Raw genomic sequence first — 26,587 nt, 5'->3', positions numbered from 1 at the left:
GGGACAAGCCCGGCCATGACGGCACTGGGCGACAGGGTGCTCTCATGACCTACATCGCAAAGCCGAAATTCCAGCATCCCGGCATCAAGAAGAACGCACTCGGCTACAGCCATCGCGACTACGAGGGCAAGATCTCGACCTTGTGCGCCGGCTGCGGCCACGATTCGATCACGGCCTCGATCATCGAGGCCTGCTTCGAGCTGTCGATCGAGCCGCATCGGGTGGCAAAAATCTCCGGCATCGGCTGCTCGTCGAAGACACCGGACTACTTTCTCGGCAATTCGCACGGCTTCAACACCGTGCACGGCCGCATGCCCTCGGTGCTGACCGGCGCCAACCTCGCCAACCGCGAGCTGATCTATCTCGGCGTCTCCGGCGACGGCGATTCCGCCTCGATCGGCTTCGGCCAGTTCGCCCACGCGATCCGGCGCGGCGTGAACATGACCTATATCGTCGAGAACAACGGCGTCTACGGCCTGACCAAGGGCCAATTCTCGGCGACCGCCGACCGCGGGTCGAAGTCGAAGAAGGGCGTCACCAACACCGACAATCCGATCGACCTGGTCGGCATCGCGCTGCAGCTCGGGGCCACCTATGTGGCGCGGTCGTTCTCCGGCGACAAGAAGCAGCTGGTGCCGATCATCGAGGGCGCCATCCGGCACAAGGGCGCGGCGTTCATCGACGTCATCAGCCCGTGCATCGCGTTCAACAATCACGCCGGCTCAACCAAGAGCTTCGACTATGTCCGCGAGCACAACGATGCCGTGAACCGGTTGGACGTGCTGACCGGGCGCGATCCGATCGAGATCGACCAGGATCCGGGCACGGTGCAGATCGTCGAGCAGCACGACGGCTCCAGGCTGGCGCTGCGCAAGATCGACGCCGACTACGACCCGCACGACCGGCTCGGCGCCATGACCTTCCTCCAGAAACATGCCGCGCAAGGCCAGATCGTGACCGGCCTGCTCTATGTCGACCCTGAGGCCGACGATCTGCACAGCCACCTCAACACGGTGGAGCGACCGCTCAACCGGCTGGAGGCAGCGGATCTGTGCCCTGGGCAGGCCGCGCTCGACAAAATCAATGCGAGTCTGCGCTAGGCAGACCGCTGCGTGGAAAGCGTGTGCTCTGTAGCCGTCCATCGAGACGCCCGCCTCCGGCGGGCTCCTCAGGACAAAGGTGGAGTGCATTGCGCCCGCTTCTGGCGGGGCTATCGCATTTCACAATCGGAGTTTTGCGCTTGTCTATCTCCACGTCATGGCCGGGCTTGTCCCGGCCATCCACGTCGTTCGGCACGCTGATAACCACGTGGATGCCCGGGACAAGCCCGGCCATGACGGAGTAACTAACTGTCAGATCGTTCGTTGCGACAGCTCGGCATATCCTGGTGAGCCGCGCCCTCGCTCCTCATCATGAGGAGCGCCGCAGGCGCGTCTTGAACCATGAGGCCCGTCATCGTTGATGACGATTACGCCCGCAACGCGCTTGCCCAGACGCGATCGAGCTGCGCGATCGCCTCGCGCAGCGGCAGCGCGGACAGCGCGTCATCTCCGCCGGTCACAAGGCCGAACTCCCGCAGCCTGATCAAGGCCTCCTCGACATTGAACGCGCGGCTCAATCCAAACATCTGCTGCAGCAACTCCTCGACATGGCTGCACAATGCTGCACGCGAGAGCGGCACCGACGCCAGCAGCAGGCCGCCATAGGCCAGCATCGCTTCCTTCCAGTCCTGGTCCTCGGCCTCGCCGATCAAATAGTTGAAGATGCCGGAATTGTTGTTGACGTTGCGGAAGTAGATGTTGTCGGTGACCTGCTTCTGATGGATCAGCGACTGGCGATGGAAGTTGCCCCATTGCCGCAGGATGAAGGCGCCGAGCGCGAACAGGCCCGACAGCGCCGCCAGCGCCTGCTCCGTATCGTTGTCGTGCACGGTGCCGCTGAGGCCGAGATAAAAGCCGGCGACGATGAACAGCACGGTGAGCGTCGAAGCCAGCTTGAGCAGGATCGGTACGCCGCCGACCAGCGCCGGCACGCCCAGCGTCAGTTGCTCGCGCAGGCCCATGACGACGCGGACGTTCGGCAGCAGCGCCTCGAGGTCGAAGCGCGCGATGTGGCGGAAATATTTGAACAGCACCGCGCCGCCGCGGATCTTGTTGCGGCCACGCCAGGCGGCGGTCTTGCGCTTCTTCTGAGACGGCTCGTCTGGCCTGGTCGCGACCATCAGGATGATGTCGTCGTAGACCTCGATCTCCTGCTTGCGCCTCCGCAGGCCATACAGCATGGGGACCTCGATGGTCTCTTGATGCGTGCCGCGCCGGAACATGCGGACGGCGCGAAAGTCGGAGACCGGCGCCCTCAGCTTGACCCTGACAAGCGCGTGCTCGGCGAAGGCGCGCTCGATCTCATCGTGGCTGATCTCGATGAAGTTCGCTTCGCTCAGCACCCGGACGAATTCGTCGGTGAGGTTGCAATAGGCGGTGTCGAGCTCCTGAGCGGAGCGATGGCGGCCGGCGGGGACCTCGGGATCGAAGTCGAAATAGACGTCGCGCAGCCGATCGAGCTCGTCGAAATATTCGTGGTGCAGGATGGCGCCGAGCATGTGCGCCAGCTGGCGCAGGTCGGCCGCCAGGGCGTCATCCAGGCCGCCATGCGAAATGACGGTGTCCAGGACGTCGGACTTGCGTATCGGAATGAACCGGTCCCGCCGATCCGTTGCCGCCGTCTCCTTTGGTCCAACCACGCGCCTTACGCCCGAGCTTTGATCATCGTCCGCAACGGCCGGCTGCAACCACCCGGCCAACGGCGGGCACCATAGCGGGCTCATCAGCCTTGCGCCACTCGACGCGGGATGGAAAAGCTTGGTGAGGCCGGCCGGGAGGGAGAGATCGTGACCAATGATGTAAAGAGGGTGTCCGCATTTCGCGCCATTCGCGCCATCGACTACACGGTGATCCTCGCCCGCGACTGGGACGTCATGCGGCAGTTCTACGAGGAGGTCCTGGGCTTTCCGCTGCTCCGGGAACTGTCGCAGGGGTGGATCGAATTTCAGATCGGCTCCAACACGCTCGCGCTCGCTCGGCCGCAGCGGCTGACATCGCACCAGCCGACACCGCCGGGAAGCGCGGCGCTTCAACTCGCCTTCAAGGTGGGACGCGTCGACGTCGACCGCTGCGCGGCCGAGCTGACGGAGAAGGGCGTCGCGCTCCTGGAGCAGCCGAGGGACCAGCCCTTCGGCCATCGGACGCTGTTCTTCAGGGATCCCGACGGCAATCTGCTGGAGATCTTCGCGGAAATCTGACGTCGCTCAGGGCTTGGCGGCCGCGCTAGGCGGCCGCCGGTTGTATCCGGGGATTGAGCACGTACTCCTTCAGCACCTTGTCGGTGGCGGCGTCGACTTCGACCAGCGACACGTCGTAGCTCCAGAGATCGGCGAGATGCTGCAGCACGCGCTTGGTGTCGGTCTCGTTGAGCTGGGCGCCCTTGACCACCGTATGTCGCAGCATCAGGCGGCGATCGCCGGCGAGATCGACATCGACCACCTCGATGTTCGGGTCGATGTAGCCGACATCGTACTGTTTCGACAGCTCGCGCCGGATGCGACGATAGCCGCGCTCGTCATGGATGGCGTCGACCAGGATGCCGGCGCGTTCGGCCGGATCGTCATGCAAATGGAACAGCTTGAAGCGCCGGATCAGGTTGGGGCTGAGGAACTGGCTGATGAAGCTCTCGTCGCGATAATTCGCCCAGACGTCACGCAGCACCGCCATTTCGTCGCCGGTGCCGGCGATGTCCGGAAACCATTCGCGATCCTCGTCGGTCGGGTCCTTCACGATGCGCTCGATGTCCTGCATGATCGCAAAGCCGAGCGCATATGGGTTGAAGCCGGAGAAGCGCGGATCGTCGAACTCCGGCTGGAACACGACGTTGGTGTGCGACTGCAGGAACTCCAGGAAGTTGCCGTCGGTGAGGCGGCCGTCCTGGTGCAGCCGGTTCATGATGCGATAGTGCACATAGGTCGCCGTGCCCTCGTTCATGACCTTGGTCTGGCCCTGCGGATAGAAATACTGCGCGATGTGGCGAACGATGCGCAGCAACTCGCGCTGCCAGGGCGCCAGCCGCGGCGCGGTCTTCTCCAGGAAATAGAGCAGGTTCTCCTGCGGGAGGCCGAGCAGCGCGCGGCGCCGCTCGACGTTCAGCATCGCATTGGTCTTGACCGGGCCGGTCGGCACCGTGCGCCAGAGATCGTTGAACTGGCCCTCCTCGTAGAGCCTGCGCTTGCCGGCGCGCTTCTCCTCCTCGCGGAAGTCGAGCTTCTTCTTGCCCGGATAGCGGTCGACGCCGTGCGACATCAGCGCATGCGCCGCGTCGAGCGTATGCTCGACCGCGAGCCGGCCATAACGCTCCTCGCATTGCGCGATGTAGCCGCGGGCGAAATCGAGATAGTCGAGGATGCCGTCGGCGTCGGTCCACTGCTTGAACAGATAGTTGTTCTTGAAGAAATGGTTGTGGCCGAACGCCGCGTGCGCGATCACCAAGGTCTGCATCGTCGCCGTGTTCTCCTCCATCAGATAGGAGATACAGGGCGAGGAGTTGATCACGATCTCATAGGCGAGGCCCATCAGGCCCTTGCGGTACGAGGCCTCGTGATAGGCGAAGTGCTTGCCAAACGACCAGTGTTTGTAGAACAGGGGCATGCCGACCGAGGAATAGGCGTCGAGCATCTGCTCGGCCGTGATCACCTCGATCTGGTTGGGATAGGTGTCGAGCCCGAGCTCCTTCTCGGCGACGGCTTCGCAGGCATCGTGGATGCGCTGCAGGGTGAGGAAATTCCAGTCTGCGCCCTCGAACAGCAACCCGCTCATGACGCCGCCCTCTCCTGCGTGGTGCCGCGACGCTGAAACAGGTCGTGGAACACCGGGAAGATCTCGCTGCGGTCGCGGACCTTGCGCATCGACAGCGGCTCGCCATTGGCGCGCAGCCGCTCATACAGCGACCACAGCGCCGAGTCGGGCATCTCGAACGAATAGGTGCCGGATTCGCCGACCTCGAGATAGGCGAAGAACTGCGACACCGGCAGGATGTTGTCGGTCAAGAGCCGCGCGACGTTCTCGGAATCCGAGGTGGCGTTGTCGCCGTCGGAGGCCTGCGCCGCGTAGATGTTCCAGTCCGACGGGCGGAAGCGCGAGCGGACGATGTCGTGCATGCATTGCAAGGCGCTCGACACCAAGGTGCCGCCGGACGCCGGTCCGTAGAAGAACGTCTGCTCGTCGACCTCCTCGGCGCGATCGGTATGGCGGATGAAGACGATCTCGACATGGCGGTAGCGCCGGGTCAGGAACACGTAGAGCAGCATGTAGAATCGCTTGGCGAGGTCCTTCATGTGCTCCGACATCGAGCCGGACACGTCCATCAGGCAGAACATCACGGCCTGTGCGATCGGCTTCGGCACGGCCTCGAAGCGCCGGTAGCGGATGTCGATCGGGTCGATGAAGGGGATGCGCTTGGCCTTCGCCTTCAGCGCCTCGATCTCGGCCAGAAGCGCGGCGCGCTTGTCGTCGTCGGTCTCCTGCTCCAGCTGGGCTTCGAGCTCGGCAATCGCCTCCGGCCGCGGACGGCGCAGCGCGACGCGGCGGGCCAAGGCGCGGGTGACGGTGCGGCTGATCGAGATATTGGCCGGCGAACCCGAGGTCGAATAGCCCGCGCGTACCAGCCCCTCGCTCTCGGCCTCGGCGAATTTGCGCTTGGCGAGATCGGGCAGTTCGAGATCGTCGAGGAAGAGGTTGACGAACTCCTCCTTGCTCAGCACGAAGCGGAACGCGTCCTCGCTGTCGCCTTGTCCGGGCGCCGACTTGCGGCCGCTGCCGTCGCCGGAGCGCGGCAGGATGTCGCCTTCGACGAACTTCTTGTTGCCGGGCAACACCATGTCGCGGGTGCCGCCCTCGCGGCGGAAGCGAGGCTCGTCCATGCCGTCGAGCGGGATCGAGACCTCGCCGCCCTCCAGCACGTCCTTGATGTCGCGGTCCTGCGAGGTCTTCTTGACCGCTCCCTGAACCAGGGCCTTGGCGCGGCGCAAAAATCGCTGGCGATTTTCGAGACTTTTGCCGCCCGGATTCAGGCGCCGATCAATGATGTGCATGACCACGTTCCATACGCCTCCTGCTGCAGCGGCTTCGACTCCTGCTCTCCCCCGCCGCGATGCCGCGGTGCAGTATCGGACCCGACACTGCAACGGCACCCTCTGCCTGTCCGACGCCTCCCAGCGAAGCTCAGCGTCGAACGTTTCGCTCGTTTCGTAGCCCTGGCGCCGACGTCAGACCGATGGCCTGCCGCACCTGCAGTGAACATCGGCGCCGGACCACGATCAACCCGCCTGCTTCACGCGCATGTACCACTCGACCAGCCGGCGGACCTGCCGCTCGGTGTAGCCGCGTTCGACCATGCGCGCGACGAAGTCGTCGTGCTTCTTCTCGGTCTCGCCGTCCTTCTTGGTACCGAACGAGATGACCGGAAGCAGATCCTCGACCTGCGAGAATATCCTCTTTTCGATGACTTCGCGGATCTTTTCGTAGGAGGTCCAGGACGGATTTTTGCCACCATTCTGGGCCCGGAAGCGCAGCGAGAACTTGACAACCTCGTTGCGGAAATCCTTCGGGTTGGCGATCCCGGCCGGCTTCTCGATCTTGGTCAGCTCCTGGTTCAACAGCTCGCGATTGAGCAGCTGTCCCGTATCGGGATCCTTGAAGTCCTGATCTTCGATCCAGGCGTCGGCGTAGTCGACGTAGCGGTCGAACAGGTTCTGGCCGTAATCGGAGTAGGATTCCAGATAGGCCTTCTGGATCTCGTGACCGATGAACTCGGCGTAGCGCGGCGCCAGATCCGCCTTGATGAATTCGAGGTAGCGCTTCTCGATCTCCTCGGGCAGTTGCTCGCGCTTGATCGACTGTTCCAGCACGTACATCAGATGCACGGCATCGGCCGACACTTCCGCCGTGTCGTGATTGTAGGTCGCAGCCAGCACCTTGAAGGCAAAGCGGGTGGAGATGCCGTCCATGCCCTCGTCGACGCCGGCGGCGTCGCGATATTCCTGCACGCTGCGCGCCTTCGGATCGGACTCCTTGAGGCTCTCGCCGTCATAGACCCGCATCTTGGCGTACAACGTCGAATTCTCGTGCTTGCGCAGGCGCGACATCACCGAGAATCTGGCGAGCGTGTCCAAGGTCGCGGGCGCGCACGGCGCGGCGGAGAGCTCGGAGCCCTGGATCAGCTTCTCATAGATCTTGCGCTCCTCGGTGACGCGCAGGCAGTACGGCACCTTGATGACGCAGATGCGGTCGATGAAGGCCTCGTTGTTCTTGTTGGTCTTGAAGCTCTGCCACTCCGCCTCGTTGGAGTGGGCGAGGATCACGCCATTGTAGGGAATCGCGCCGATGTTCTCGGTGCCGATATAGTTGCCCTCCTGCGTCGCCGTCAGCAGCGGATGCAGCATCTTGATCGGCGCCTTGAACATCTCGACGAATTCGAGGATGCCCTGGTTGGCGCGGTTGAGGCCGCCCGAATAGGAGTAGGCGTCGGGATCGTTCTGGGCGTAGGTTTCGAGCTTGCGGATGTCGACCTTGCCGACCAGCGAGGAGATGTCCTGGTTGTTCTCGTCGCCGGGCTCGGTCTTGGCGATGCCGATCTGGCGCAGCCGCGACGGCTGGATCTTGGCGACGCGGAACTGCGAGATGTCGCCGCCGAAGGCTTCGAGCCGCTTGTAGCACCACGGGCTCATCAGGCCCGACAGGCGGCGGCGCGGAATGCCGTATTTCTCCTCGAGCATCGGGCCCAGCGTGTCGGGATCGAACAGGCCGAGCGGCGACTCGAACACGGGGCTCAACTCATCTCCCGCCTTGAGCACGTAGATCGGATGAGTTTCCATCAACTGCTTCAACCGTTCGGCGAGCGACGACTTGCCGCCGCCGACCGGTCCGAGCAGATAGAGGATCTGCTTGCGCTCTTCGAGACCCTGCGCGGCGTGACGGAAGAATCCGACGATGCGCTCGATCGTGTCTTCCATGCCGTAGAAGCCGGCGAACGCGGGATACAGCCGAACCGTCCGGTTCAAAAAAATACGGCCAAGGCGTGGGTCCTTGGCCGTATCGATCATCTGAGGCTCACCGATCGCAGCTAGTAGTCGTTCAGCGGCGTTCGCGTATCGCATCGGGTCGGTTCGACACGATTCTAGATATTCCTGCATCGACATGTCGGTCTGGCTGCGTGCCTCGAACGACCTTGCGAACGCGTTGAACAACGAATCGTTGTACATGATCCCTCTCCACGTAGGTTCCGCTGCACTGCTGCAACGGGCCGAGATCCAAGTACGTTCCTGCTGATCCCGAACCGACTCAGAGTGAAGCGCGCTAGCCCCCATTGGGCACCGTCTTCGTCCTTTTCCGCAACGCAAAGTGCATGCAGCATATGCCCTATCAACATGCACTTCGCTCAATAGTTCGGCAAAAGCCGGCCGACTCTCCCCATTTGTACCCCATTGTCTCTGCTTCGCAACATCCGCAATACCCCGGCACCGTAGTCTTCCTGCGCCGCACAAGGTGTTGTGAAGCCACGTGAACTGGTGGCGTGACAGCTCCGGGATCAGTCTGTCTTCCGGAAGTGAACCGCGAGTGAACGCCAACGGTCGCGCAGCTGCGCCAGGCAGCGAATGTCTCATTCGTGGCGCGACATGATGCGCGCCGGCCACTGTGGTCGAACCAATGGCCCCGCTGCGAGCACGTCAGCCATCGCTCACGCGACGCCATCGTGATCAGGCGAGCGATGAACGCGCGCATCTCACAGCCATCCGCACACATGTTCACCGCTAGAACCGAATGTCGTGACGTAACGCGCGGCCGAACCCGGACGGATCACTCGATGCTGATCATTGCCATGATCAGCTTGCGGCTCGCCACCGAATGTCTGCAAGCAGAAAGCATCATGGGTTATCCGCCGATCACGAGCCGCAGCCGACGCGACAATCGCATGACGCTCGCCTTGATCCGTGACGTGAGGCACCATTACCCAGAACACATGTGGCCGCTTTCCGGCATTGCAAGGCGGAGAAGGTTTGATCGACGGCATTTGCTCGCCACGATGGGAGACCTCCGGCGCGCGGGTGTCGCGGAGGCCGACGCGAGCCGAACGCTGGCCGCGCTTGGCGAACCTTCGCCACGCCTTGGTCGAACGGTCGGCAGCAGGCTTCAGGCTGCCTGCACGTCTCCCGCGGGGCGCGCGCCGCCGGCACGTCGAGCCCGGCGCGAAGCTCTTGGGATTCCAGAGGGATCAATCCATTATGAATGGCGTTCTCCTGTGGGCTGGCGCATAGTTGTTCATGTGAGGTCCACGACCTGGCAGGCCGCCAGGCGGGAACCCGAAAAAGCAAGCCGACGCACATAGATAGGCATCATGAATCCGGTCAAAGCTCTCGAAGAACACGGCCAGGCGGTCTGGCTCGATTTCCTCGCACGCGGCTTCGTCGCCAAAGGCGACCTGAAGCGGCTGATCGATGAGGATGGCGTCAAGGGCGTCACCTCGAATCCCGCGATTTTCGAGAAGGCGATCGGCAGCTCCGATGAATATGACGCGCCGATCGCCACGGCGCTGAAGAACGGCGATCGATCGCCGACGCAGCTGTTCGAGGCCGTCGCCGTCGAGGACATCCAGAATGCTGCCGACGTGCTGCGGCCGGTCTACGACCGCTTCGATGGCAATGACGGCTTCGTCAGCCTCGAAGTCTCGCCCTATCTGGCGATGGACAGCAAAGCGACCATCACCGAGGCCGAACAGCTCTGGAAGGCGGTCGACCGCAGGAATCTGATGATCAAGGTGCCGGCGACCGACGCCTGCCTGCCGGCCATCCAGCACCTGATCTCCAAGGGCATCAGCGTCAACATCACCTTGCTGTTTTCGCAAGACGTCTACCGGCAGGTCGCCGAAGCCTACATTGCCGGCCTCGAGGCCTACGTCGGCGCCGGCGGCGATCCGTCGCATGTCGCCAGCGTGGCGTCGTTCTTCGTCAGCCGCATCGACAGCGTGGTCGACAAGCAACTGGACGAGAAGATCGCCCAGGCCAACGATCCCTCGGAGAAGGAGCGGCTGGCGGCGCTCAAGGGCAGGATCGCCATCGCCAACGCCAAGATGGCGTATCAGGATTACAAGCGGCTGTTCGCAGGCGCGCGCTGGGAGCGGCTGGCCGAGCAAGGCGCCAAGCCGCAGCGGCTGCTCTGGGCCTCCACAGGTACCAAGAACAAGGATTACAGCGATGTCCTCTATGTCGAGGAGCTGATCGGGCCGAACACCGTCAACACTGTGCCGCCGGCCACGCTGGACGCCTTCCGCGATCACGGAGAGGTGCGCGACAGCCTGGAGGAAGACGTCGATGCCGCCCAGGCCGCCCTGGAGGATCTGGCGAAGACCGGCATCTCGCTCGACGACATCACCGCAGATCTCGTGGTCGACGGCGTCAGGCAGTTCGCGGACGCCGCCGACAAGCTCTACGGCGCGGTTGCGCACAAGCGCGCCGTCGTGCTGGGGACAGGACTTGGGCAGCAGACGATCGCCGTTGCTGCTGATCTCGAGAAGAAGGTCGCCTCCGCGACCGAGGACTGGCGCAAGGACGCCAGGATCCGCCGGCTCTGGCACAAGGATGCGACGGTCTGGACCGGCCATGACGAGCACAAATGGCTGGGCTGGCTGACCAGCGCGGAGAAAGCCGATATCGCCGATTATGAGGACTATGCGCAACGGGTGAAGGGACAGAAGTTTTCCGACGCCGTGGTCCTCGGCATGGGCGGCTCCAGCCTCGGGCCGGAAGTGCTCGCCGAGACGTTCCCGCGCAGGGCCGGCTTCCCCAGGCTGCACGTGCTCGATTCCACCGATCCCGCGCAGGTGCGCGCGATGGAGAAGGCGATCGACATCACCCGTACGGTGTTCATCGTCTCCTCGAAGTCGGGCGGCACCACCGAGCCGAACGCGATGAAGGACTACTTCTTCGCGCGCGTCTCCGAGGCGATCGGGCCGAAGAAGGCCGGCCATCGCTTCATTGCCGTGACCGATCCCGGCTCGTCGCTGGAGAAGGCGGCCAAGGCGCAAGGCTTCGCCCGCATCTTCCACGGCGAGCCGACCATCGGCGGCCGCTATTCGGTGCTGTCGCCGTTCGGCCTGGTGCCGGCCGCCACCGCCGGCATCGACGTGCGCAGGCTGATTACGCAGGCGCTGTCAATGGTGCGCTCCTGCGGGCCCGACGTGCCGCCGCTGCAGAACCCGGGCGTTCAGCTCGGCTTGGCGATGGGTCTCGCCGGCCTCGAAGGCCGCGACAAGATAACGATCTTCGCCTCGCCCAAGATCGCCGATTTCGGTGCCTGGGCCGAGCAGTTGATCGCGGAGTCCACGGGCAAGGAAGGCAAGGGCCTCATCCCGATCGATGGCGAGCCAGTCGCCTCGCCCGAGGTCTACGGTCATGATCGCTTCTTCATCGACATCAGGATCGGCGGCGACGACGTGGCCGGCCATGATGCAAAGCTCGCCGCGCTCGAGGAGGCCGGCCATCCGGTCGTGCGCATCGTCATGAAGTCGATCGACCAGCTCGGCCAGGAATTCTTCCGCTTCGAAATGGCGACCGCCGTTGCCGGCGCCGTGCTCGGCATCAACCCGTTCGACCAGCCCGACGTCGAATCGGCCAAGATCAAGACCCGCGAACTGACGGCGGCGTTCGAGCAGAGCGGCGCGCTGCCGGCCGAGGAGCCGGTGGTCTCGATCAAGGGCTGCGAGCTCTACACGGATGCACAGAACGTCGAGAGCCTGCGCGAGCATGGCGCCGACGGCACGCTCGCGTCCTGGCTGAAGGCGCATCTCGGCCGCGCCGGCGACGGCGACTACATCGCCCTGCTCGGCTATATCGACCGCAACGCAGGCAATATCGACACGCTGCAGCGGATCCGGCTGAGGCTGCGCGATGCCAAGCACCTCGCCACCTGCGCCGAGTTCGGTCCGCGCTTCCTGCACTCGACCGGCCAGGCCTACAAGGGCGGCCCGGACAGCGGCGTGTTTCTCCAGATCACGGCCGACGATGCCCAGGATCTGCCGATCCCCGGGCAGAAGGCGAGCTTCGGCGTGATCAAGGCGGCGCAGGCGCGCGGCGACTTCGACGTACTCACCGAGCGCGGGCGTAGGGCTCTTCGGGTCCATCTCAAGGGCAATCTGAAATCGGGCCTGAAGATGCTCGACAGCGCGATCAGTGAAGCGCTGAGCTAGGAAGGGCATCGTCGATGCAATTGGGAATGATCGGTCTCGGGCGGATGGGCGGCAACATCGTGCGCCGCCTGATGCGCGCCGGACACGCCTGCGTGGTCTATGATCGCGACGCAAAGGCCGTCGCCGCGCTGGTTTCCGAGGGCGCCACCGGCGCCGCGAGCCTCGAGGAGTTCGTCGGCAAACTCGCCCTCCCGCGGCACGCCTGGGTCATGCTGCCGGCCGGCAAGATCACGGAAGCCACCGTCGAGCAGCTCACCAAGCTGATGAGCCGAGACGACGTCGTCATCGACGGCGGCAACAGTTTCTGGCAGGACGACGTCCGCCGCGGCAAGGCGCTCAAGGAGCGCGGTCTGCACTACGTCGACGTCGGCACCTCCGGCGGAGTCTGGGGCCTCGACCGCGGCTACTGCATGATGATCGGCGGCGACAAGCCGGTCGTCGACCGGCTCGATCCGATCTTCGCGACGCTAGCGCCAGGCATCGGCGACATCCCGCGCACACCGGGCCGTGACGGCCGCGACCCGCGCGTCGAACAGGGCTACATCCATGCGGGGCCGACTGGCGCCGGCCATTTCGTCAAGATGATCCACAACGGCATCGAATATGGCCTGATGCAGGCCTATGCCGAGGGCTTCGACATCCTCAGGAATGCGAACAGCGCGGCGCTGCCCGAGGCGCATCGCTTCGACTTCGATCTCGCTGACATCGCCGAGGTGTGGCGCCGCGGCAGCGTCATTCCGTCCTGGCTGCTCGACCTCACCGCCAGCGCGCTCGCGCGGCAGCCCGGTCTGGAGAAATATTCCGGCTATGTCGAGGATTCCGGCGAGGGCCGCTGGACCGTGAATGCGGCGATCGACGAAGCGGTGCCGGCCGAGGTGTTGACCGCCGCCTTGTTCGCCCGTTTCCGCTCGCGCCAGGAGCACACCTTCGCGGAAAAGATTCTCTCGGCGATGCGCGAAGGCTTTGGCGGGCACAAGGAGCCTGAACAGCACCCAGACCCGGCGCGCCAGAGCGCGCCCGAGATCGTCAAGCCCAGGGACGACCGCGCGTGACCCCGCTGCATCCGCACCAGCCGCAACATCAGAAGCCTGACGCTTGCGCCTTCGTGATCTTCGGTGTGACCGGCGATCTGACCCATCGGCTCGTCTTGCCATCGCTTTACAATCTCGCGGCCAATCATCTGCTGCCGGACAGGTTCTGCATCGTCGGCATTGCCCGCAAGGGCATGTCGAGCGAGCAACTGCGCGACAATCTCATGGAAGGCCTACGCAAATACGCCACACGCCCGATCGAGGATGAGATCGCGCAGCGCCTGTTGCAATGCGTGACTGCGATCGAGGCCGATCCGAAGGAGCCGGAAAGCTTCGATCAGTTGAAGGCGAAGCTGGAAAAGCTGGAAGCCGCGCGGGAGACCCACGGCAATCGGCTGTTCTATCTCGCGACGCCGCCGAGCGCCTTTGCGCCGATCGCGCAACAGCTCGGGCGCGTCGGGTTGCTGCGCGAGGACGGCAAGGCTTGGCGCCGCCTCGTGGTGGAAAAGCCGTTCGGCACCGACCTCGCCTCGGCCAAGAAGCTGAACGACGAGCTTCTGCAGCTCGTGACCGAGCACCAGATCTACCGGATCGATCATTACCTCGGCAAGGAGACGGTGCAGAACATCCTGGTGCTGCGTTTCGCCAATGGCATGTTCGAGCCGATCTGGAACAGGCATCACATCGACCACGTGCAGATCACCGTCGAGGAGAAGCTCGGCGTCGGCACGCGCGGCAGCTTCTACGACGCGACCGGCGCGCTGCGCGACATGGTCCCCAACCATCTCTTCCAATTGCTGTCGCTGGTGGCGATGGAGCCGCCGGCACGGTTCGATGCGCATACCGTCCGCTCCGAGAAGGCGGAGGTGCTGTCGGCGATCCAGCCGTTGAGCGAACGGGAGGCGCTGCTCAATTCGGTGCGCGGCCAGTACACGGCTGGCATGATCGGCGACGCCGAGCTGCCCGACTATCTGAGGAGCAAGGACGTCCGCCCCAACAGCACCACCGAGACCTATGCCGCCTTCAAGCTCACGATCGACAATTGGCGCTGGGCCGGCGTTCCGTTCTATCTGCGCACCGGCAAGGCGCTCGGCGCCAAGCGCACCGAGGTCGCGATCAAGTTCCGCCAGGCGCCGTTCGCGATGTTCAGTTGCACGCCGATCGAGACCTTGGCCGAGAACTATCTGGTCATCGGCATCGAGCCGACCCAGAGCATCACGCTGCAGTTCAACACCAAGGTGCCCGGCCCCACCATCCGCACCGATGGCGTGCAGATGAAGTTCAATTACAAGGACTATTTCCAGGCCGAGCCCGCCACCGGCTACGAGACGCTGATCTATGACTGCATGATCGGCGACAACATCCTGTTCCAGCGCGCCGACAGCGTCGAGGCCGGCTGGAAGGCCGTCGAGCCGTTCATCGGGGCGTGGAAGAAGGCCGGCCGCGATGGCCTGCATTCCTACGCGGCCGGCAGCGAGGGACCTGAGGCGGCGGCCGATCTCCTGGCCCGCGACGGCCGCAGCTGGCGCAAGCTGGTTTAGCCGTGGTCGGGCCGCAGAACCGCAAACTCGTGCGAGTCGCGGACCAGGCGACGATGGCGAGGGTCGCGGCCGAACATCTCCTGGCCCGCATCGACGCAAATCCGGGGACCATAGCCGTCTGCCTCACCGGGGGATCGAGCCCGAGGCAGCTTTATCAGCTGCTGGCGACGGACGCCTATCGCGAGCGGATTGCATGGCCGCGCGTGCACTGGTTCATCGGCGACGAGCGCTATGTTCCGGCCGGAGATCCCCTGCACAACATGACCATGGCCCGCCACGCGTTCCTCGATGCCTGCGCGCCGGCCGCCAACATCCACCCGATCGCGACCGATAGGTCGGACCCGGAGGCCAGTGCCCGCGACTATCAGCGCACGCTGGAAGCGTTCTACGGCGCCGGGCGGCTCGCCCCCGCGCGGCCGCTGTTCGACCTTGTGCTGCTCGGCATCGGCCCCGACGGCCATGTCGCGTCGCTATTCCCCGGTTTTCCCGCCGTTGATGTCGCCGATCGCTGGGTCGTCGGCGTCGACAAGGCTCACGTCGCTCCCTTCGTGCCGCGGATCAGCCTGACCTTGCCTGCGCTCGCCTCCTGCCGAACCATGCTGTTTGAGATCGCCGGTACCGACAAGCGCGCGATCATGACGCGGGTGCTGGCCGGTGAGGACCTGCCGGCCAATCGCGCCCGCTCAAATCGGGAGACGATCCTGCTCATCGACAGCGAGGCCTGGCCGGAGGGGCGAAGTGGCGACATCTGACCTGCCCCATGCGCTCGTCATCATGGGCGTGTCCGGCTCCGGCAAGAGCACGATCGGGAAAACATTGGGGCAACGCCTCGGCTGGCGCTTCGAGGATGGCGACAGCTTTCACCCGCCCGCAAACGTCGCCAAGATGAGCGCCGGCCACCCGCTCACGGACGAGGATCGCTGGCCCTGGCTGCAGGCGATTGCCCAGGAGATCGCGCGTTGCCGTACTGCGGGCCAGCACATCATCATCGCCTGCTCTGCACTCAAGAAGGCCTATCGCGATATCCTGGTCGGCGGCTGTAACGATGTCCGCATGGTCTATCTCCAAGGCAGTCAGGAGCTGATCGGCAGACGGATGAGCCATCGCAAGGGGCACTTCATGCCGCCGGGCCTGCTCGCCAGCCAATTCGCCACCCTGGAACCACCTGACGCCGCCGAGCGTCCCATTACAGTCTCGGTCGACGCGCCAGTCGCGGCGATCGTGGACGACATCATGCAACAGCTTCACGCCGGTCGGGGCTGCGCCTGACCCGCGAACAGGAAGGGCTCATGACCCGCATCGCTCTCGTCGTATCCGACGTCGACGGCACGCTGCTGACCAAGGACAAGGTTCTGACCGAGCGGGCCGCGAAGGTGGCGCGACGGCTGCACGAATGTGGCGTCGCCTTCACGCTCACCTCGAGCCGCCCAGCGATCGGAATGCGCTTTCTGATCGAGCCGCTGCAGATCAGCCTTCCGGTCGGCCCGTTCAACGGCAGCTCGATCATCGACGCCGATATGCGCCCGCTCGAGCAGAGCCTGATCCCGCCCGCCGCCGCCGCGCGCTGCGTCGATCTTCTCCAACAATCCAGGGTCGACATCTGGGTCTTCACCAATGATGCCTGGCTGACGCGCAATCCGGACGGCGAATACGTCCCGAACGAGCGGCGCGCGATACGCGCGGAGCCGACGATCGTCGACGATTTCTCCCCCTATCTGTCGAACGCCTGCAAGATCGTCGGCGCCAGCAGCGATTTCGAGCTGCTGGCGCACTGCGAGAGCCAGATGCAGCAGACGCTGGGGACCGAGGCGACGGCGGTCCGCTCGCAGAGCTACTATCTCGACATCACTCCGCCCGGGCGCAACAAGGGCACCTTCGTCACGGCGATGGCCAAGCGGCTCGGCGTTCCGCTCGACCAGGTCGCGACCATCGGCGACATGCACAATGATGTCGCGATGTTCGAGGTGAGCGGATTGTCGATCGCCATGGGCAATGCCAGCGACGAGGTGAAGAGCAAGGCCAAGCGCATCACCACGTCCAATCAGGACGAAGGCTTTGCCAATGCCATGGAGATGATCCTGGCGGAAAACGCGCAAGGCTCATCCGCAAGCTGACGCGCGGCAGCTCAGGCTCCCGACCGCTGCCTTGCGGGTTTGTCGCTGGCCTTCTTGGCGCTGCTCAGATTTTGCGCCGTGTTGATCAGCGCGATATGGGTCAGCGCCTGGGGAAAGTTGCCGGTCTGCCGCCGTGCCTCGGTGTCGTATTCTTCGGCCAGCAGTCCAACGTCGTTGGCGATGTTCACCACGCGGCGGAACAGCGTCTCGGCCTTCTCCGTATCGCCCGCCAGGACATGGGCGTCGGCCAGCCACAGCGTGCAGGCCAGGAACGCGCCTTCGATCGGCTGCTGCTCGTCCGGCGGGACCTCGCGCGGATCGTGCCGGAGCACGAAGCCGTCCCGCAGCAGATGCTCCTCGATCGCGTCGACCGTGCCGCGAATGCGCGAATCGGAGCACGGCAGGAAGCCGACCGCCGGCAACAGCAGCAGGCTGGCATCGAGCAGCCGCGAGCCATAGGACTCGACGAAGCTGCCGAGGCTTTCGTCGTAGCCCTTGGCGCAGACATCGCGATGAATCGTCTCGCGCAGCCGCCGCCAGCGCTCCAGCGGCGCCTTGAACCCGAATTTCTCCGCGCTCTTGATCGCGCGATCGAACGCCACCCAGGTCATCACCTTGGAGAACACGTAGTGACGGCCATCGCCGCGGCGTTCCCAGATGCCGTGGTCGGGCTGGTCCCAGACGTCGGTGAGATGGTCGAGCACCGCGCATTCCAGGTCCCAGGTGCCGTCGTCCAGCTTGAGCTTGGTCATGCGGGCCTGATGGAAGGCATCCATCAGCTCGCCGTAGACGTCGAGCTGGAGCTGCGCATGCGCGGCATTGCCGATCCGCACCGGCTGGGCACCCTCGTAGCCCGGCAGCCACTCGGCCTCCCACTCCATCAGCCGCCGCTGGCCCATGATGCCATACATGATCTGCATGTAGGCGGGAGCGCCCGCCGCGGCGCGCAGCAGCCAGTTGTGCCAGGCCAGCGCTTCCTCGGTGTAACCCGAGTTCATCAACGCGAGCAGCGTGAACGTCGCGTCACGCAGCCAGCAGAATCGGTAGTCCCAATTGCGCCGGCCGCCGAGCTTCTCCGGCAGTGAGGTGGTCGGCGCCGCGACGATGCCGCCGGTCGGCGCGTAGGTGAGCGCCTTCAAGGTGATCAGCGAGCGCATCACGAGTGCGCGATGCTCGCCCTGATAGGTGCAGCGCCGCGACCAGTCGGCCCAGAATGTTTCGGTGTCATCCAGCGCCTGATCCGGATCGATCGCCTTGGGCGCCGGCAGATGCGACGGACCGTAGGTGAGCACGAAAGGCACGGTTTCGCCGGCGGCGACCTCGAACTCCGCCACCGTGGTCATGTCCGCGCCGCGGGTCGCGACGGGGGTATGCAGCACCGCCATGTCCTGGCCGCAGATGGCGAGCAGCGCGGAGCGATCCTCGGAACGCTTGACCCAGGGAATCTCGATGCCGAACCCGAAGCGGATGATCAGCTCCATCCGCATGGCGACCCGGCCGGAGACGCCGCGGACCAGCCGAACGACATCGGAGGCCCTGCCCCGTGGCGGCATGAAATCGATCATCTCGACGGTGCCGGTCGCAGTTTCGTATCGCGTCTCGAGGATGAGGCTGTCGCCGCGATAACGTCGAGACGTCGATCGGACGTCGCCGCGCGGCTCGATCAGCCAGCGGCCATGGCTGCGATCTCCCAGCAAGGCTGCGAAACAGGCATCCGAATCGAACGCCGGCCAGCACAGCCAGTCGATCGACCCGTTCCGGCTCACCAGGGCAGCCGTCTCACAATCGCCAATCAGGGCGTAGTCTTCGATCCTGCAGGACATTTGGCATCCGCGTGCAACTGCCCCCCCGCAATCCCCCCGTTCTAAACGCCGGCCGGGCTGATCCGTTCGGCGGTCGCCGCCTTCAACGCTGCGACGCTGGTCGCACCGGCGATGTCCTCGAGCTTGATCGGCATCTTGCGGCGCCAGTTCGGATGCTCGTCGATCGTGCCGGGAATATTGGGCTGATCGACCACCTCCAGCAGATCCTCCAGGGAAATCACCAGCAGCCGGGACCGCGTCCGCGACAGGAAGGCGATCGCTGAGTGGACGTCGTTGGCTTGAATGCCGTGTTGGCGGAGCACCTCGTCCCAGAGCCCCAACGCATCCCAGCGATCCTGGTCGCTTTCACCGGGATCGATGCCCAGCCCGCGTTTGGTCTTGAGATCGCCGAACGAGCGCCAGCCGGCGTAGGTCGAGAGGTCGTGGGTATTCAGCGTCACCAGCGCGTTCGGCGGATAGAAGTCGACATCGCGGAAGCGGCCGTTGTCGTCGCGTTCGAAGATCATCACCTTGTAGGACCACAATCCCCAATCGGCCATCTGTTCGCGAAAGCCCTCCGGCACGGTGCCGAGATCCTCGCCGATGACGATGCATTCATTGGCGACGCTCTCGATGACGGTCGCGGCCAACAGCGCCTCGAACGGCATCTGCACGTACGCGCCCTGCTTGGCCGGAAATCCGTGCGGCACCAGATAGAGTCGCTTCAAACCGAGCACATGGTCGAGCCGGATCGCGCCGGCATGCCGCATCGACGCCCGAACCATCTCCCGGAACGGCTCGAAATTCTTCAGCGCCAGTCCGGGCGCGTTGAACCCGGCGAGCCCCCAGTTCTGCCCGACCGTGTTCAAGGGATCGGGGGGCGCCCCAACCGAGAGCGTGCGCGAAATGGCGCCCTGCTCGTTCCAGGCATCGAAGCCGTCGGATTGAACGCCGACCGCGACGTCGAGATACAAGCCGACCTTCATTCCCAGCCGATGCGCGAGATCCCGGCAATGGCGCAATTGTCGCTCGGCGAGCCATTGCACATAGGCGATGAACTCGGCCTCCCTCCGGTCGGGGCCGCTGAGCAGCGCCGCGCAGCGCGCAGCATCGGGCTGCCGCCACTCCTCGGGCCAGTCCCACCAGGGCTTCTGGAAGCGATGCCGCAACACCTCGAAGCAGGTGAAGCGGGCCAGCAGCTCGCCACGCTCGGCCCGATAGGCCTTGAACTCCGCAGCGGCCGCGGCGTCGGGCGCAGCCATGAAAGCGTCGAAGGCGGCACGCAGGGCCGGCCATTTCAACGCCGCCACACCCTTGTAGTCCACCAGCTCGGCCTGCCGCAGCGGCTCCAGCACCTTGCTGCCGGGCCCCTTCGCGAAGCCCGGGGCCTGCTCGACATCGACATAGAGCGCATTCAGGAACAGCCGGCTGTTCGGCGCATAAGGGCTGAAATCGCCCGGCCGATCGTCGAACAGCGCGTGCAACGGATTGAGGCCGACGCCATCGGCGCCGAGTTCGGCGCAAAGCGTGATGAGATTGGCAAGGTCGGTGAAATCGCCCATGCCCCAGTTGCGGCCGGATCGAATGCCGTAGAGCTGCACCGCCAGCAGCCAGACACGGTCGAAATCACCGGCGAAGGCCTTCGCCGGTGCGACGAGCAGCGGCAGCTCCTCGCGGTACGACGACGCATCCGCCAGCTCGAGGCGGTAGCTGCCGACCGGCAGATCACCCGGCCACTCGACCAGGGCCTCGCCGGCGTCTCCCTTCGCGATCTCAGCGTCGCCACGCCTGATGGTCCACCTGACCGGCAGCTTCGCCGCCTCGGTCAGGCGGCTGCGCGCGGGCTGCCCGGAGCGAATCACCACCGCATCGCTCAGCAGCCGATGCGGCGTGGGCCGGGGAAAGGCCTCCACGATGATCTTGAGGGCCGCTTCGTCGGTCACACGACGGTGCCCCTGACCATCGTAGAATTCTGTCAGGATTCCGAGACTATGGGCTTCGCTGTAGAGATCCATTCGGCACGCGATCTGGACGTAACGGGAAGTCGTACGTCGTAAAATTGTTGTGGGACGGCAAGAGGATAAGCCCCTAACGCCGCGGCAAGGCCGTCGTTCCCCGGGGAACAAAACGAGCCTTGCGGCTTTGTAATTGGGGTCGTCTCGGTTTCTAGCGAACCGGGACGCCGTTTTATTGTCAATGGCATCACCGTGAACAAATTTGCGCACACGTTCGAGAGCGTCGCCCTCAAAGACGCTTTCTCCCCTATTCTGCCCTCTTTTGAGGAGAGCCGCATCTGTCGAGGCCGAGACATCTTTCGAGACGCCTCCGATCGCAGCCGCATCATCATCCTCTCTCCTAGGTGAGGGCCTCATGAACCTGATGTCATCCCTGGATTCGCCCAGCCTGCAGACCGAGCCCGACGGCGACGGTCTCTGGTACAAGGACGCGATCATCTATCAGCTGCACGTCAAGGCGTTCGCCGACAGCAACAATGACGGCGTCGGCGACTTCGCCGGCCTGACCGACAAGCTGGACTATCTGCAGGACCTCGGCGTCACCACGCTGTGGCTGTTGCCGTTCTACCCCTCGCCCGGCCGCGACGACGGCTACGACATCGCCGACTACGGCAGCATCAATCCCGATTTCGGGACGATGAAGGAGTTCAAGCGCTTCATCCAGGAAGCCAAGCGGCGCGGCCTGCGGGTGATCACCGAACTCGTCGTCAACCACACCTCCGACCAGCATCACTGGTTCAAGCGCGCCCGGCGCAGCCCGCCCGGCTCCAGCGCCCGCAACTGGTACGTCTGGAGCGACACCGACCAGAAATATCTCGGCACCCGAATCATCTTCACCGATACCGAGAAGTCCAACTGGACCTGGGATCCGGAGGCCGGCCAGTTCTACTGGCACCGCTTCTTCTCGCACCAGCCGGACCTCAATTTCGACAATCCGCGCGTGGTCAACGCGATCATCCAGGTGATGAAACGCTGGCTCGATGCCGGCGTCGACGGCTTCCGGCTTGACGCCATCCCCTACCTCTGCGAGCGCGACGGCACCAACAACGAAAACCTCCCGGAGACGCATGCGATCATCAAGCGCCTGCGTGTCGAGCTCGACAATTACGCCAAGGACAAGCTGCTGCTGGCGGAAGCCAATCAGTGGCCGGAGGACGTTCAGGAATATTTCGGCCAGGGCGACGAATGCCATATGGCCTATCACTTCCCGCTGATGCCGCGCATCTACATGGCGATCGCCCAGGAGGACCGCTTCCCGATCACCGACATCCTTCGCCAGACGCCCGACATCCCCGCGACCTGCCAATGGGCGCTGTTCCTGCGCAACCATGACGAGCTGACGTTGGAGATGGTGACCGACGTCGAGCGCGACTATCTGTGGTCGACCTACGCCAACGATCCGCGCGCACGCATCAATGTCGGCATCCGCCGCCGCCTCGCGCCGCTGATGGACAACGACCGGCGCAAGATCGAGCTGATGAACTCGCTGCTGATGTCGTTCCCCGGCACGCCGATCATCTATTACGGCGACGAGATCGGGATGGGTGACAACATCTATCTCGGCGACCGCAACGGCGTACGAACGCCGATGCAATGGACGCCCGACCGCAATGGGGGCTTCTCGCGCGCCGACCCGGCGCGGCTCTACGCGCCGATGATCATGGACCCGGTGTACGGCTACGAGGCGGTCAATGTCGAGGCGCAGTCGCGCAGCCTGTCGTCGCTTTTGAACGCCACCAAGAAGCTGATCTCGATGCGCAAGTCGACGCTGGCCTTCGGCAGGGGCACCATGACCTTCATCCGCCCGGCCAACCGGTCGGTTCTGGCCTACGTCCGCCAGTACAAGGACGAGGTCATCCTCTGCGTCGCCAACCTGTCGCGCTCGGCGCAGGCGACCGAGCTCGATCTCTCGCCGTTCAAGGATCGCGTCCCGATCGAGATGCTCGGCCGCTCGCGCTTTCCCGCGATCGGCGAGCTGCCTTACATGATCACGCTCGCGCCCTACGGATTCTACTGGTTCCAGCTCAAGGAGCGCGAGAAGTCGGAGCCCATCATCCAGCGCGCGGTGCCGGAGTTCGAGACGCTGGTCGTGCCGCTCGGCTCGACCTGGGTATCGCTGGCCCGCACCCGCAGCGTGTTCGAACGCGACGTTCTGCCCGGTCATCTGGCGCGCGCGCGATGGTACCCCGAGCGCTCGGCGGACGCGATCCATCCGACGCTGACCTCGGCGATCCCGTTCTGCGACATCGGCGACAACCGGCCCTGGCTGATCTTCTTCAAGGCCGCCGAGCGCGACGAGAAGCGGCGCTATCTGCTGCCGATGCAGATCGAGTGGGTGCGTTTCGATCGCGATCGTTACAATCCGCAGGCCTTCGCCGCCGTGCGCCAGGGCGCCCGCGAGGGAACGCTGCTCGATGCAGCGACGAGCCCGATCTTTCTTGCGCTGCTCCTGCACAATCTGAAGCAAGCGTTGACGGTCGAGGAAAACGGGGTGCGCCTCGAATTCCGGCCGACGTCGCGGTTTCCCGACAAGCAGATCCGCGAATCGGAGCAGGTGCGCGTGGTCGAGACCGACCGCTGCAGCAGCAAGGCGGTGGTCAACAACGAGTTCTTCATCAAGCTCCGCCGCGAGCTGGAGGCTGGTCCGCACCCGGAGATCGAGATCGGCGGTTTCCTCACGGAAACCGTGGGCTTCGCCAATGTACCGCCGCTGCTCGGGAGTATCGAGGTGATCCAGGAGGGCGAGCGGCAGACCGTCGGCTGCGTCCATGGTTTCATCGAGAACCAGGGCGACGGCTGGACCGTCAGCGCCGCCTATCTCGATCGCTACGTCGACGACCAGCGCGTGTTCGCCGCGAGCGGCGACGAGCGGCAGAGCGAGGAGCTGTCGCCCTATCTGCGCTACATGGCGCAGGCGGGCCGTCGCGTCGGCGAGTTGCATGCGGCGCTCGCCTCGCGCAGCGACATCGTCGATTTCGCGCCCGAGCCCACGAACGCAGATCATCTCGATCACTGGATCGACCGGCTGCGCGGCCAGGCTGACCGGATCCTCACGGGCCTGAGCGAGCGCCGCGATCACCTCAAGGATCCGGAACGAGGGCTGGTCGACCAGGTGCTCGCCAGGCGCGGCGAGCTGTCGGAGCGCCTCAGCAGCCTGATCCCGCACCATATCGGCGGCTGCGACATCCGGCTGCATGGCGATTTTCATCTCGGCCAGATCCTCATCGTCAAGGACGATATTTTCATCATCGACTTCGACGGTGACGAGGAGCAGCCGCTGGCCGAGCGTCGGCGCAAGGCGCCGCCGGCGCGCGACATCGCAGGCTTCCTGCGCTCGATCGATTGCTCGGTCCGCGTCGCCCAGGAGCGCGCCCTGAGGGCGAGCCAGGACGATCACGGCCGTATCGCCGCCGCGCTGTCGGAATGGCGCGACCAGGCCGCGACCGCCTTCTTGGCTGGCTATCGCGAGATCAAGGCCAGTCAGCGCCTCTGGCCGGACGATCCGCATACGGCGGAGGCGCTCCTTAACTTTTTCATGCTGGAAAAAGCCCTCGGAGCGCTCGAATATGATCTGGCTCACCGGCCGGACTGGTTGCGCATCGCATTGAGCAACCTGCTTCGCGTCCTGTCCGAGCCAGCATCAGCCAGCGAGTCCTCATGACCCATCTTTCTCCCGAGGCGTTTGCGATCATCGAAGGTCGGCATGCCGACCCGTTTCGCTATCTCGGTCAGCACAATGTCGACGGGCGGGCCGTCGTGCGCGCGTTCCTGCCCGAGGCCTCCCGCGTCGAGGTGGTCGGCGAGCACGGCGACGTCGTCGCGCTGACGCGCATCCATGATGCCGGCCTGTTCACCGGGACCATGCCCTCGCTGCAGCGCTATCGGCTTCGGGCGACATTCGGCGACCACGTCACCGACCTCGAAGATCCTTATCGTTTCCTGCCGATCCTGAGCGACTTCGACCTGCATCTGCTCGGCGAAGGCAATCATGAGCGGCTCTACGACAAGCTCGGCGCGCATCCAATGGTGCTCGACGGCGTCGACGGCGTCGGATTCGTCGTGCTCGCGCCGAACGCGCGTCGCGTCAGCGTGGTCGGCGATTTCAACTTCTGGAATGCGCGGCGCCACCCGATGCGGGTCCGCGGCAACGGCTACTGGGAGCTGTTCATTCCCCGCGCCAGGGCCGGCGACCACTACAAGTTCGACATCATCGGCCCGCAGGGCGAGCACCTGCCGCTGAAATCGGACCCGATGGCCTTCGCGGCCGAGATGCGTCCCAAGACCGCATCGATCGTGGTCGACGAGTCCAGCCTGCCGCGACCTCGGCCCGCGCCGCATGACATCAACAAGCTGAACAGGCCGGTCTCGATCTATGAGGTGCATCTCGGCTCGTGGCGGCGCAAGGACAATAACCAGTGGCTGACCTATCGCGAACTCGCCGAGCAACTGCCGTCCTATGCACGCGACATGGGCTTCACGCACATCGAATTCCTGCCGGTCAGCGAGCATCCGTTCGACGGCTCCTGGGGCTATCAGCCGACCGGCCTGTTCGCGCCGACCAGCCGCTTCGGCAGTCCTGAGGACTTCTGTGCGCTGGTTGATGCGTGCCACCGCGAGGGCCTCGCGGTGTGGCTCGACTGGGTGCCGGGCCATTTCCCGGATGATCCGCACGGCCTCGGCCATTTCGACGGCACCGCGCTGTACGAGCACGCCAACCCGATGCAGGGCCGGCATCTCGACTGGGGCACGCTGATCTACAATTACGGCCGCACCGAAGTCGCCAATTTCCTGCGCTCGAACGCGCTGTTCTGGCTGGAGCGCTACGGCATCGACGGTCTGCGCGTCGATGCCGTAGCCTCGATGCTCTATCTCGACTACAGCCGTCCGTCCGGTGGCTGGATTCCGAACAAATATGGCGGGCGCGAGAACCTCGAGGCCATCGAGTTTCTGCGCCGGACCAATATCGACGTGTTCGGCCATTTCCCGCAGGCGACGACGGCTGCCGAGGAATCCACGGCGTGGCCGCAGGTGTCTCGCCCGGTCGACATGGGCGGGCTCGGTTTCGGTTACAAGTGGAACATGGGCTGGATGCACGACACCTTGCGCTACATCAGCAAGGACCCGATCCACCGCAAATATCACCACGGCGAGATCCTGTTCGGCCTGCACTACGCCTTTTCGGAAAACTTCATCCTGCCGCTGTCGCATGACGAGGTCGTGCACGGCAAGCGCTCCATCCTTGGCCGGATGCCGGGCGACGACTGGCAGCGTTTTGCCAACCTGCGCGCCTATTACAGCTTCATGTTCGGGCATCCCGGCAAGAAGCTCCTGTTCATGGGCTGCGAGCTCGCCCAGGAGCGCGAGTGGAATCACGATACCTCGCTCGACTGGCATCTGCTCGGCGACGCCAAATATGCCGGCATCCAGGCCCTGATCCGCGACCTCAACCACCTCTACCGCAACGTGCCGGCGCTGCATGAGCGGGACTGCGAGCCGGACGGCTTCGAGTGGTTGATGACCGACGACTCCGACCGAAACGTCTTCGCCTGGGTGCGCAAGGGCTTCGATGAGCACGCGCGCTGCGTCGTGGTCGTGAACTTTTCGCCCAACGTGTATTACAATTACCGGGTCCGCGTGCCGTTCGGCGGCAGATGGAGGGAAGCTTTCAATTCCGACTCCCTGCATTATGGCGGCAGCAATGTCGGCAACGTCGGCCAGGTCCATGCCTCTGAAGAACACCAGCTCAACCTCATCCTCCCGCCCATGGCAGCGGTATTTCTCCTCCCGGAAGCCTGACGC

17 protein-coding genes are annotated in these 26,587 nt (G+C 64.5%); 11 read left to right on the top strand and 6 right to left on the bottom strand.

Annotated features, from left to right (window positions below; genetic code table 11):
* Positions 1-44: 44 nt before the first annotated feature.
* Positions 45-1,100 (top strand): 2-oxoacid:ferredoxin oxidoreductase subunit beta, encoded by a 1,056-nt coding sequence (locus ACQR13_RS12740; RefSeq protein WP_315718016.1) that lies wholly within the window; start codon positions 45-47, stop codon positions 1,098-1,100.
* A 368-nt stretch (positions 1,101-1,468) separates the two neighbouring features.
* Here the strand turns inward: ACQR13_RS12740 and ACQR13_RS12735 are convergent, their stop codons facing one another.
* Positions 1,469-2,740: a TMEM143 family protein gene (locus ACQR13_RS12735; protein WP_315750209.1), complete on the bottom strand. Its 1,272-nt coding sequence runs from the start codon at positions 2,738-2,740 to the stop codon at positions 1,469-1,471.
* A gap of 147 nt (positions 2,741-2,887) precedes the next feature.
* Here ACQR13_RS12735 and ACQR13_RS12730 point away from each other — a divergent pair, with 147 nt between their 5' ends.
* Positions 2,888-3,298, top strand: coding sequence for a VOC family protein (locus tag ACQR13_RS12730; RefSeq protein ID WP_315750208.1), 411 nt, complete (start codon positions 2,888-2,890; stop codon positions 3,296-3,298).
* A gap of 25 nt (positions 3,299-3,323) precedes the next feature.
* Here the strand turns inward: ACQR13_RS12730 and ACQR13_RS12725 are convergent, their stop codons facing one another.
* The 3 genes from ACQR13_RS12725 to ACQR13_RS12715 form a co-directional block, all read right to left on the bottom strand.
* Positions 3,324-4,862 carry a SpoVR family protein gene (locus ACQR13_RS12725; RefSeq protein ID WP_315750207.1) on the bottom strand — a complete coding sequence of 513 codons (1,539 nt, stop codon included), beginning with the start codon at positions 4,860-4,862 and terminating at the stop codon, positions 3,324-3,326.
* Positions 4,859-6,136: a YeaH/YhbH family protein gene (locus ACQR13_RS12720; protein ID WP_315718011.1), complete on the bottom strand. Its 1,278-nt coding sequence runs from the start codon at positions 6,134-6,136 to the stop codon at positions 4,859-4,861. The genes ACQR13_RS12725 and ACQR13_RS12720 overlap by 4 nt, the downstream gene beginning before the upstream one ends.
* 225 nt (positions 6,137-6,361) lie before the next feature.
* On the bottom strand, positions 6,362-8,305 hold the full coding sequence (locus ACQR13_RS12715) for a PrkA family serine protein kinase (RefSeq protein WP_315718010.1): 1,944 nt from the start codon (positions 8,303-8,305) through the stop codon (positions 6,362-6,364).
* Between the two features lie 602 nt (positions 8,306-8,907).
* Here ACQR13_RS12715 and ACQR13_RS12710 point away from each other — a divergent pair.
* Genes ACQR13_RS12710 through ACQR13_RS12680 form a run of 7 tightly spaced genes read left to right on the top strand, consistent with a single transcriptional unit; the run spans position 8,908 to position 16,971 of the window.
* Entirely contained in the window at positions 8,908-9,429 is a 522-nt protein-coding gene (locus tag ACQR13_RS12710; RefSeq protein ID WP_316172471.1) for a hypothetical protein, read from the top strand.
* Positions 9,430-9,438: 9 nt separating this feature from the next.
* A complete protein-coding gene (locus tag ACQR13_RS12705) occupies positions 9,439-12,285 on the top strand; it encodes a bifunctional transaldolase/phosoglucose isomerase (RefSeq protein ID WP_316172472.1) in 2,847 nt (948 codons plus the stop codon).
* 14 nt (positions 12,286-12,299) lie between these two features.
* Positions 12,300-13,337 (top strand): phosphogluconate dehydrogenase (NAD(+)-dependent, decarboxylating), encoded by a 1,038-nt coding sequence (gene gnd, locus ACQR13_RS12700; protein ID WP_315718007.1) that lies wholly within the window; start codon positions 12,300-12,302, stop codon positions 13,335-13,337.
* Positions 13,334-14,857, top strand: a complete 1,524-nt coding sequence (gene zwf / locus ACQR13_RS12695; RefSeq protein WP_316172473.1) for a glucose-6-phosphate dehydrogenase — start codon at positions 13,334-13,336, stop codon at positions 14,855-14,857. Before gnd ends, zwf begins: the two co-directional genes overlap by 4 nt.
* A 2-nt stretch (positions 14,858-14,859) precedes the next feature.
* Complete coding sequence (pgl, locus tag ACQR13_RS12690; RefSeq protein ID WP_316172474.1) at positions 14,860-15,609, top strand: 6-phosphogluconolactonase; 750 nt, start codon at positions 14,860-14,862, stop codon at positions 15,607-15,609.
* A gap of 22 nt (positions 15,610-15,631) precedes the next feature.
* Positions 15,632-16,126 (top strand): gluconokinase, encoded by a 495-nt coding sequence (locus ACQR13_RS12685; RefSeq protein ID WP_316166626.1) that lies wholly within the window; start codon positions 15,632-15,634, stop codon positions 16,124-16,126.
* A 20-nt stretch (positions 16,127-16,146) separates the two neighbouring features.
* Positions 16,147-16,971: an HAD family hydrolase gene (locus tag ACQR13_RS12680; RefSeq protein ID WP_316172475.1), complete on the top strand. Its 825-nt coding sequence runs from the start codon at positions 16,147-16,149 to the stop codon at positions 16,969-16,971.
* An 11-nt stretch (positions 16,972-16,982) separates the two neighbouring features.
* On the opposite strand, the gene ACQR13_RS12675 is transcribed toward ACQR13_RS12680, so the two are convergent.
* A complete protein-coding gene (locus ACQR13_RS12675) occupies positions 16,983-18,794 on the bottom strand; it encodes a glycoside hydrolase family 15 protein (protein WP_434862878.1) in 1,812 nt (603 codons plus the stop codon).
* Positions 18,795-18,835: 41 nt separating this feature from the next.
* Complete coding sequence (malQ, locus tag ACQR13_RS12670; RefSeq protein WP_316201588.1) at positions 18,836-20,788, bottom strand: 4-alpha-glucanotransferase; 1,953 nt, start codon at positions 20,786-20,788, stop codon at positions 18,836-18,838.
* A gap of 355 nt (positions 20,789-21,143) precedes the next feature.
* Between malQ and treS the strand changes: the two genes are divergently transcribed.
* Both treS and glgB read left to right on the top strand, forming a co-directional pair.
* Positions 21,144-24,449, top strand: coding sequence for a maltose alpha-D-glucosyltransferase (gene treS / locus ACQR13_RS12665; RefSeq protein WP_434862877.1), 3,306 nt, complete (start codon positions 21,144-21,146; stop codon positions 24,447-24,449).
* A complete protein-coding gene (glgB, locus tag ACQR13_RS12660; protein WP_434862876.1) occupies positions 24,446-26,584 on the top strand; it encodes a 1,4-alpha-glucan branching protein GlgB in 2,139 nt (712 codons plus the stop codon). The genes treS and glgB overlap by 4 nt, the downstream gene beginning before the upstream one ends.
* Positions 26,585-26,587 lie beyond the last annotated feature (3 nt).

This window comes from Bradyrhizobium sp. HKCCYLRH3059, from assembly GCF_051168035.1.
Classification (GTDB): domain Bacteria; phylum Pseudomonadota; class Alphaproteobacteria; order Rhizobiales; family Xanthobacteraceae; genus Bradyrhizobium.
Note: the sequence above shows the minus strand (reverse complement) of the source record. Positions and strands in the feature narration are given on the sequence as shown.

Excerpts from the sequence above, each read along its gene's own strand:
- ACQR13_RS12680 (WP_316172475.1), top strand. The coding sequence starts at position 16,147 with ATGACCCGCATCGCTCTCGTCGTATCCGACGTCGACGGCACGCTGCTG.
- malQ (WP_316201588.1), bottom strand. The coding sequence starts at position 20,788 with ATGGATCTCTACAGCGAAGCCCATAGTCTCGGAATCCTGACAGAATTC.
- ACQR13_RS12710 (WP_316172471.1), top strand. The coding sequence starts at position 8,908 with ATGCTGATCATTGCCATGATCAGCTTGCGGCTCGCCACCGAATGTCTG.
- ACQR13_RS12675 (WP_434862878.1), bottom strand. The coding sequence starts at position 18,794 with ATGTCCTGCAGGATCGAAGACTACGCCCTGATTGGCGATTGTGAGACG.
- ACQR13_RS12725 (WP_315750207.1), bottom strand. The coding sequence starts at position 4,862 with ATGAGCGGGTTGCTGTTCGAGGGCGCAGACTGGAATTTCCTCACCCTG.
- treS (WP_434862877.1), top strand. The coding sequence starts at position 21,144 with ATGAACCTGATGTCATCCCTGGATTCGCCCAGCCTGCAGACCGAGCCC.
- ACQR13_RS12740 (WP_315718016.1), top strand. The coding sequence starts at position 45 with ATGACCTACATCGCAAAGCCGAAATTCCAGCATCCCGGCATCAAGAAG.
- ACQR13_RS12705 (WP_316172472.1), top strand. The coding sequence starts at position 9,439 with ATGAATCCGGTCAAAGCTCTCGAAGAACACGGCCAGGCGGTCTGGCTC.
- ACQR13_RS12720 (WP_315718011.1), bottom strand. The coding sequence starts at position 6,136 with ATGCACATCATTGATCGGCGCCTGAATCCGGGCGGCAAAAGTCTCGAA.
- ACQR13_RS12685 (WP_316166626.1), top strand. The coding sequence starts at position 15,632 with ATGGGCGTGTCCGGCTCCGGCAAGAGCACGATCGGGAAAACATTGGGG.
- ACQR13_RS12715 (WP_315718010.1), bottom strand. The coding sequence starts at position 8,305 with ATGTACAACGATTCGTTGTTCAACGCGTTCGCAAGGTCGTTCGAGGCA.
- gnd (WP_315718007.1), top strand. The coding sequence starts at position 12,300 with ATGCAATTGGGAATGATCGGTCTCGGGCGGATGGGCGGCAACATCGTG.
- glgB (WP_434862876.1), top strand. The coding sequence starts at position 24,446 with ATGACCCATCTTTCTCCCGAGGCGTTTGCGATCATCGAAGGTCGGCAT.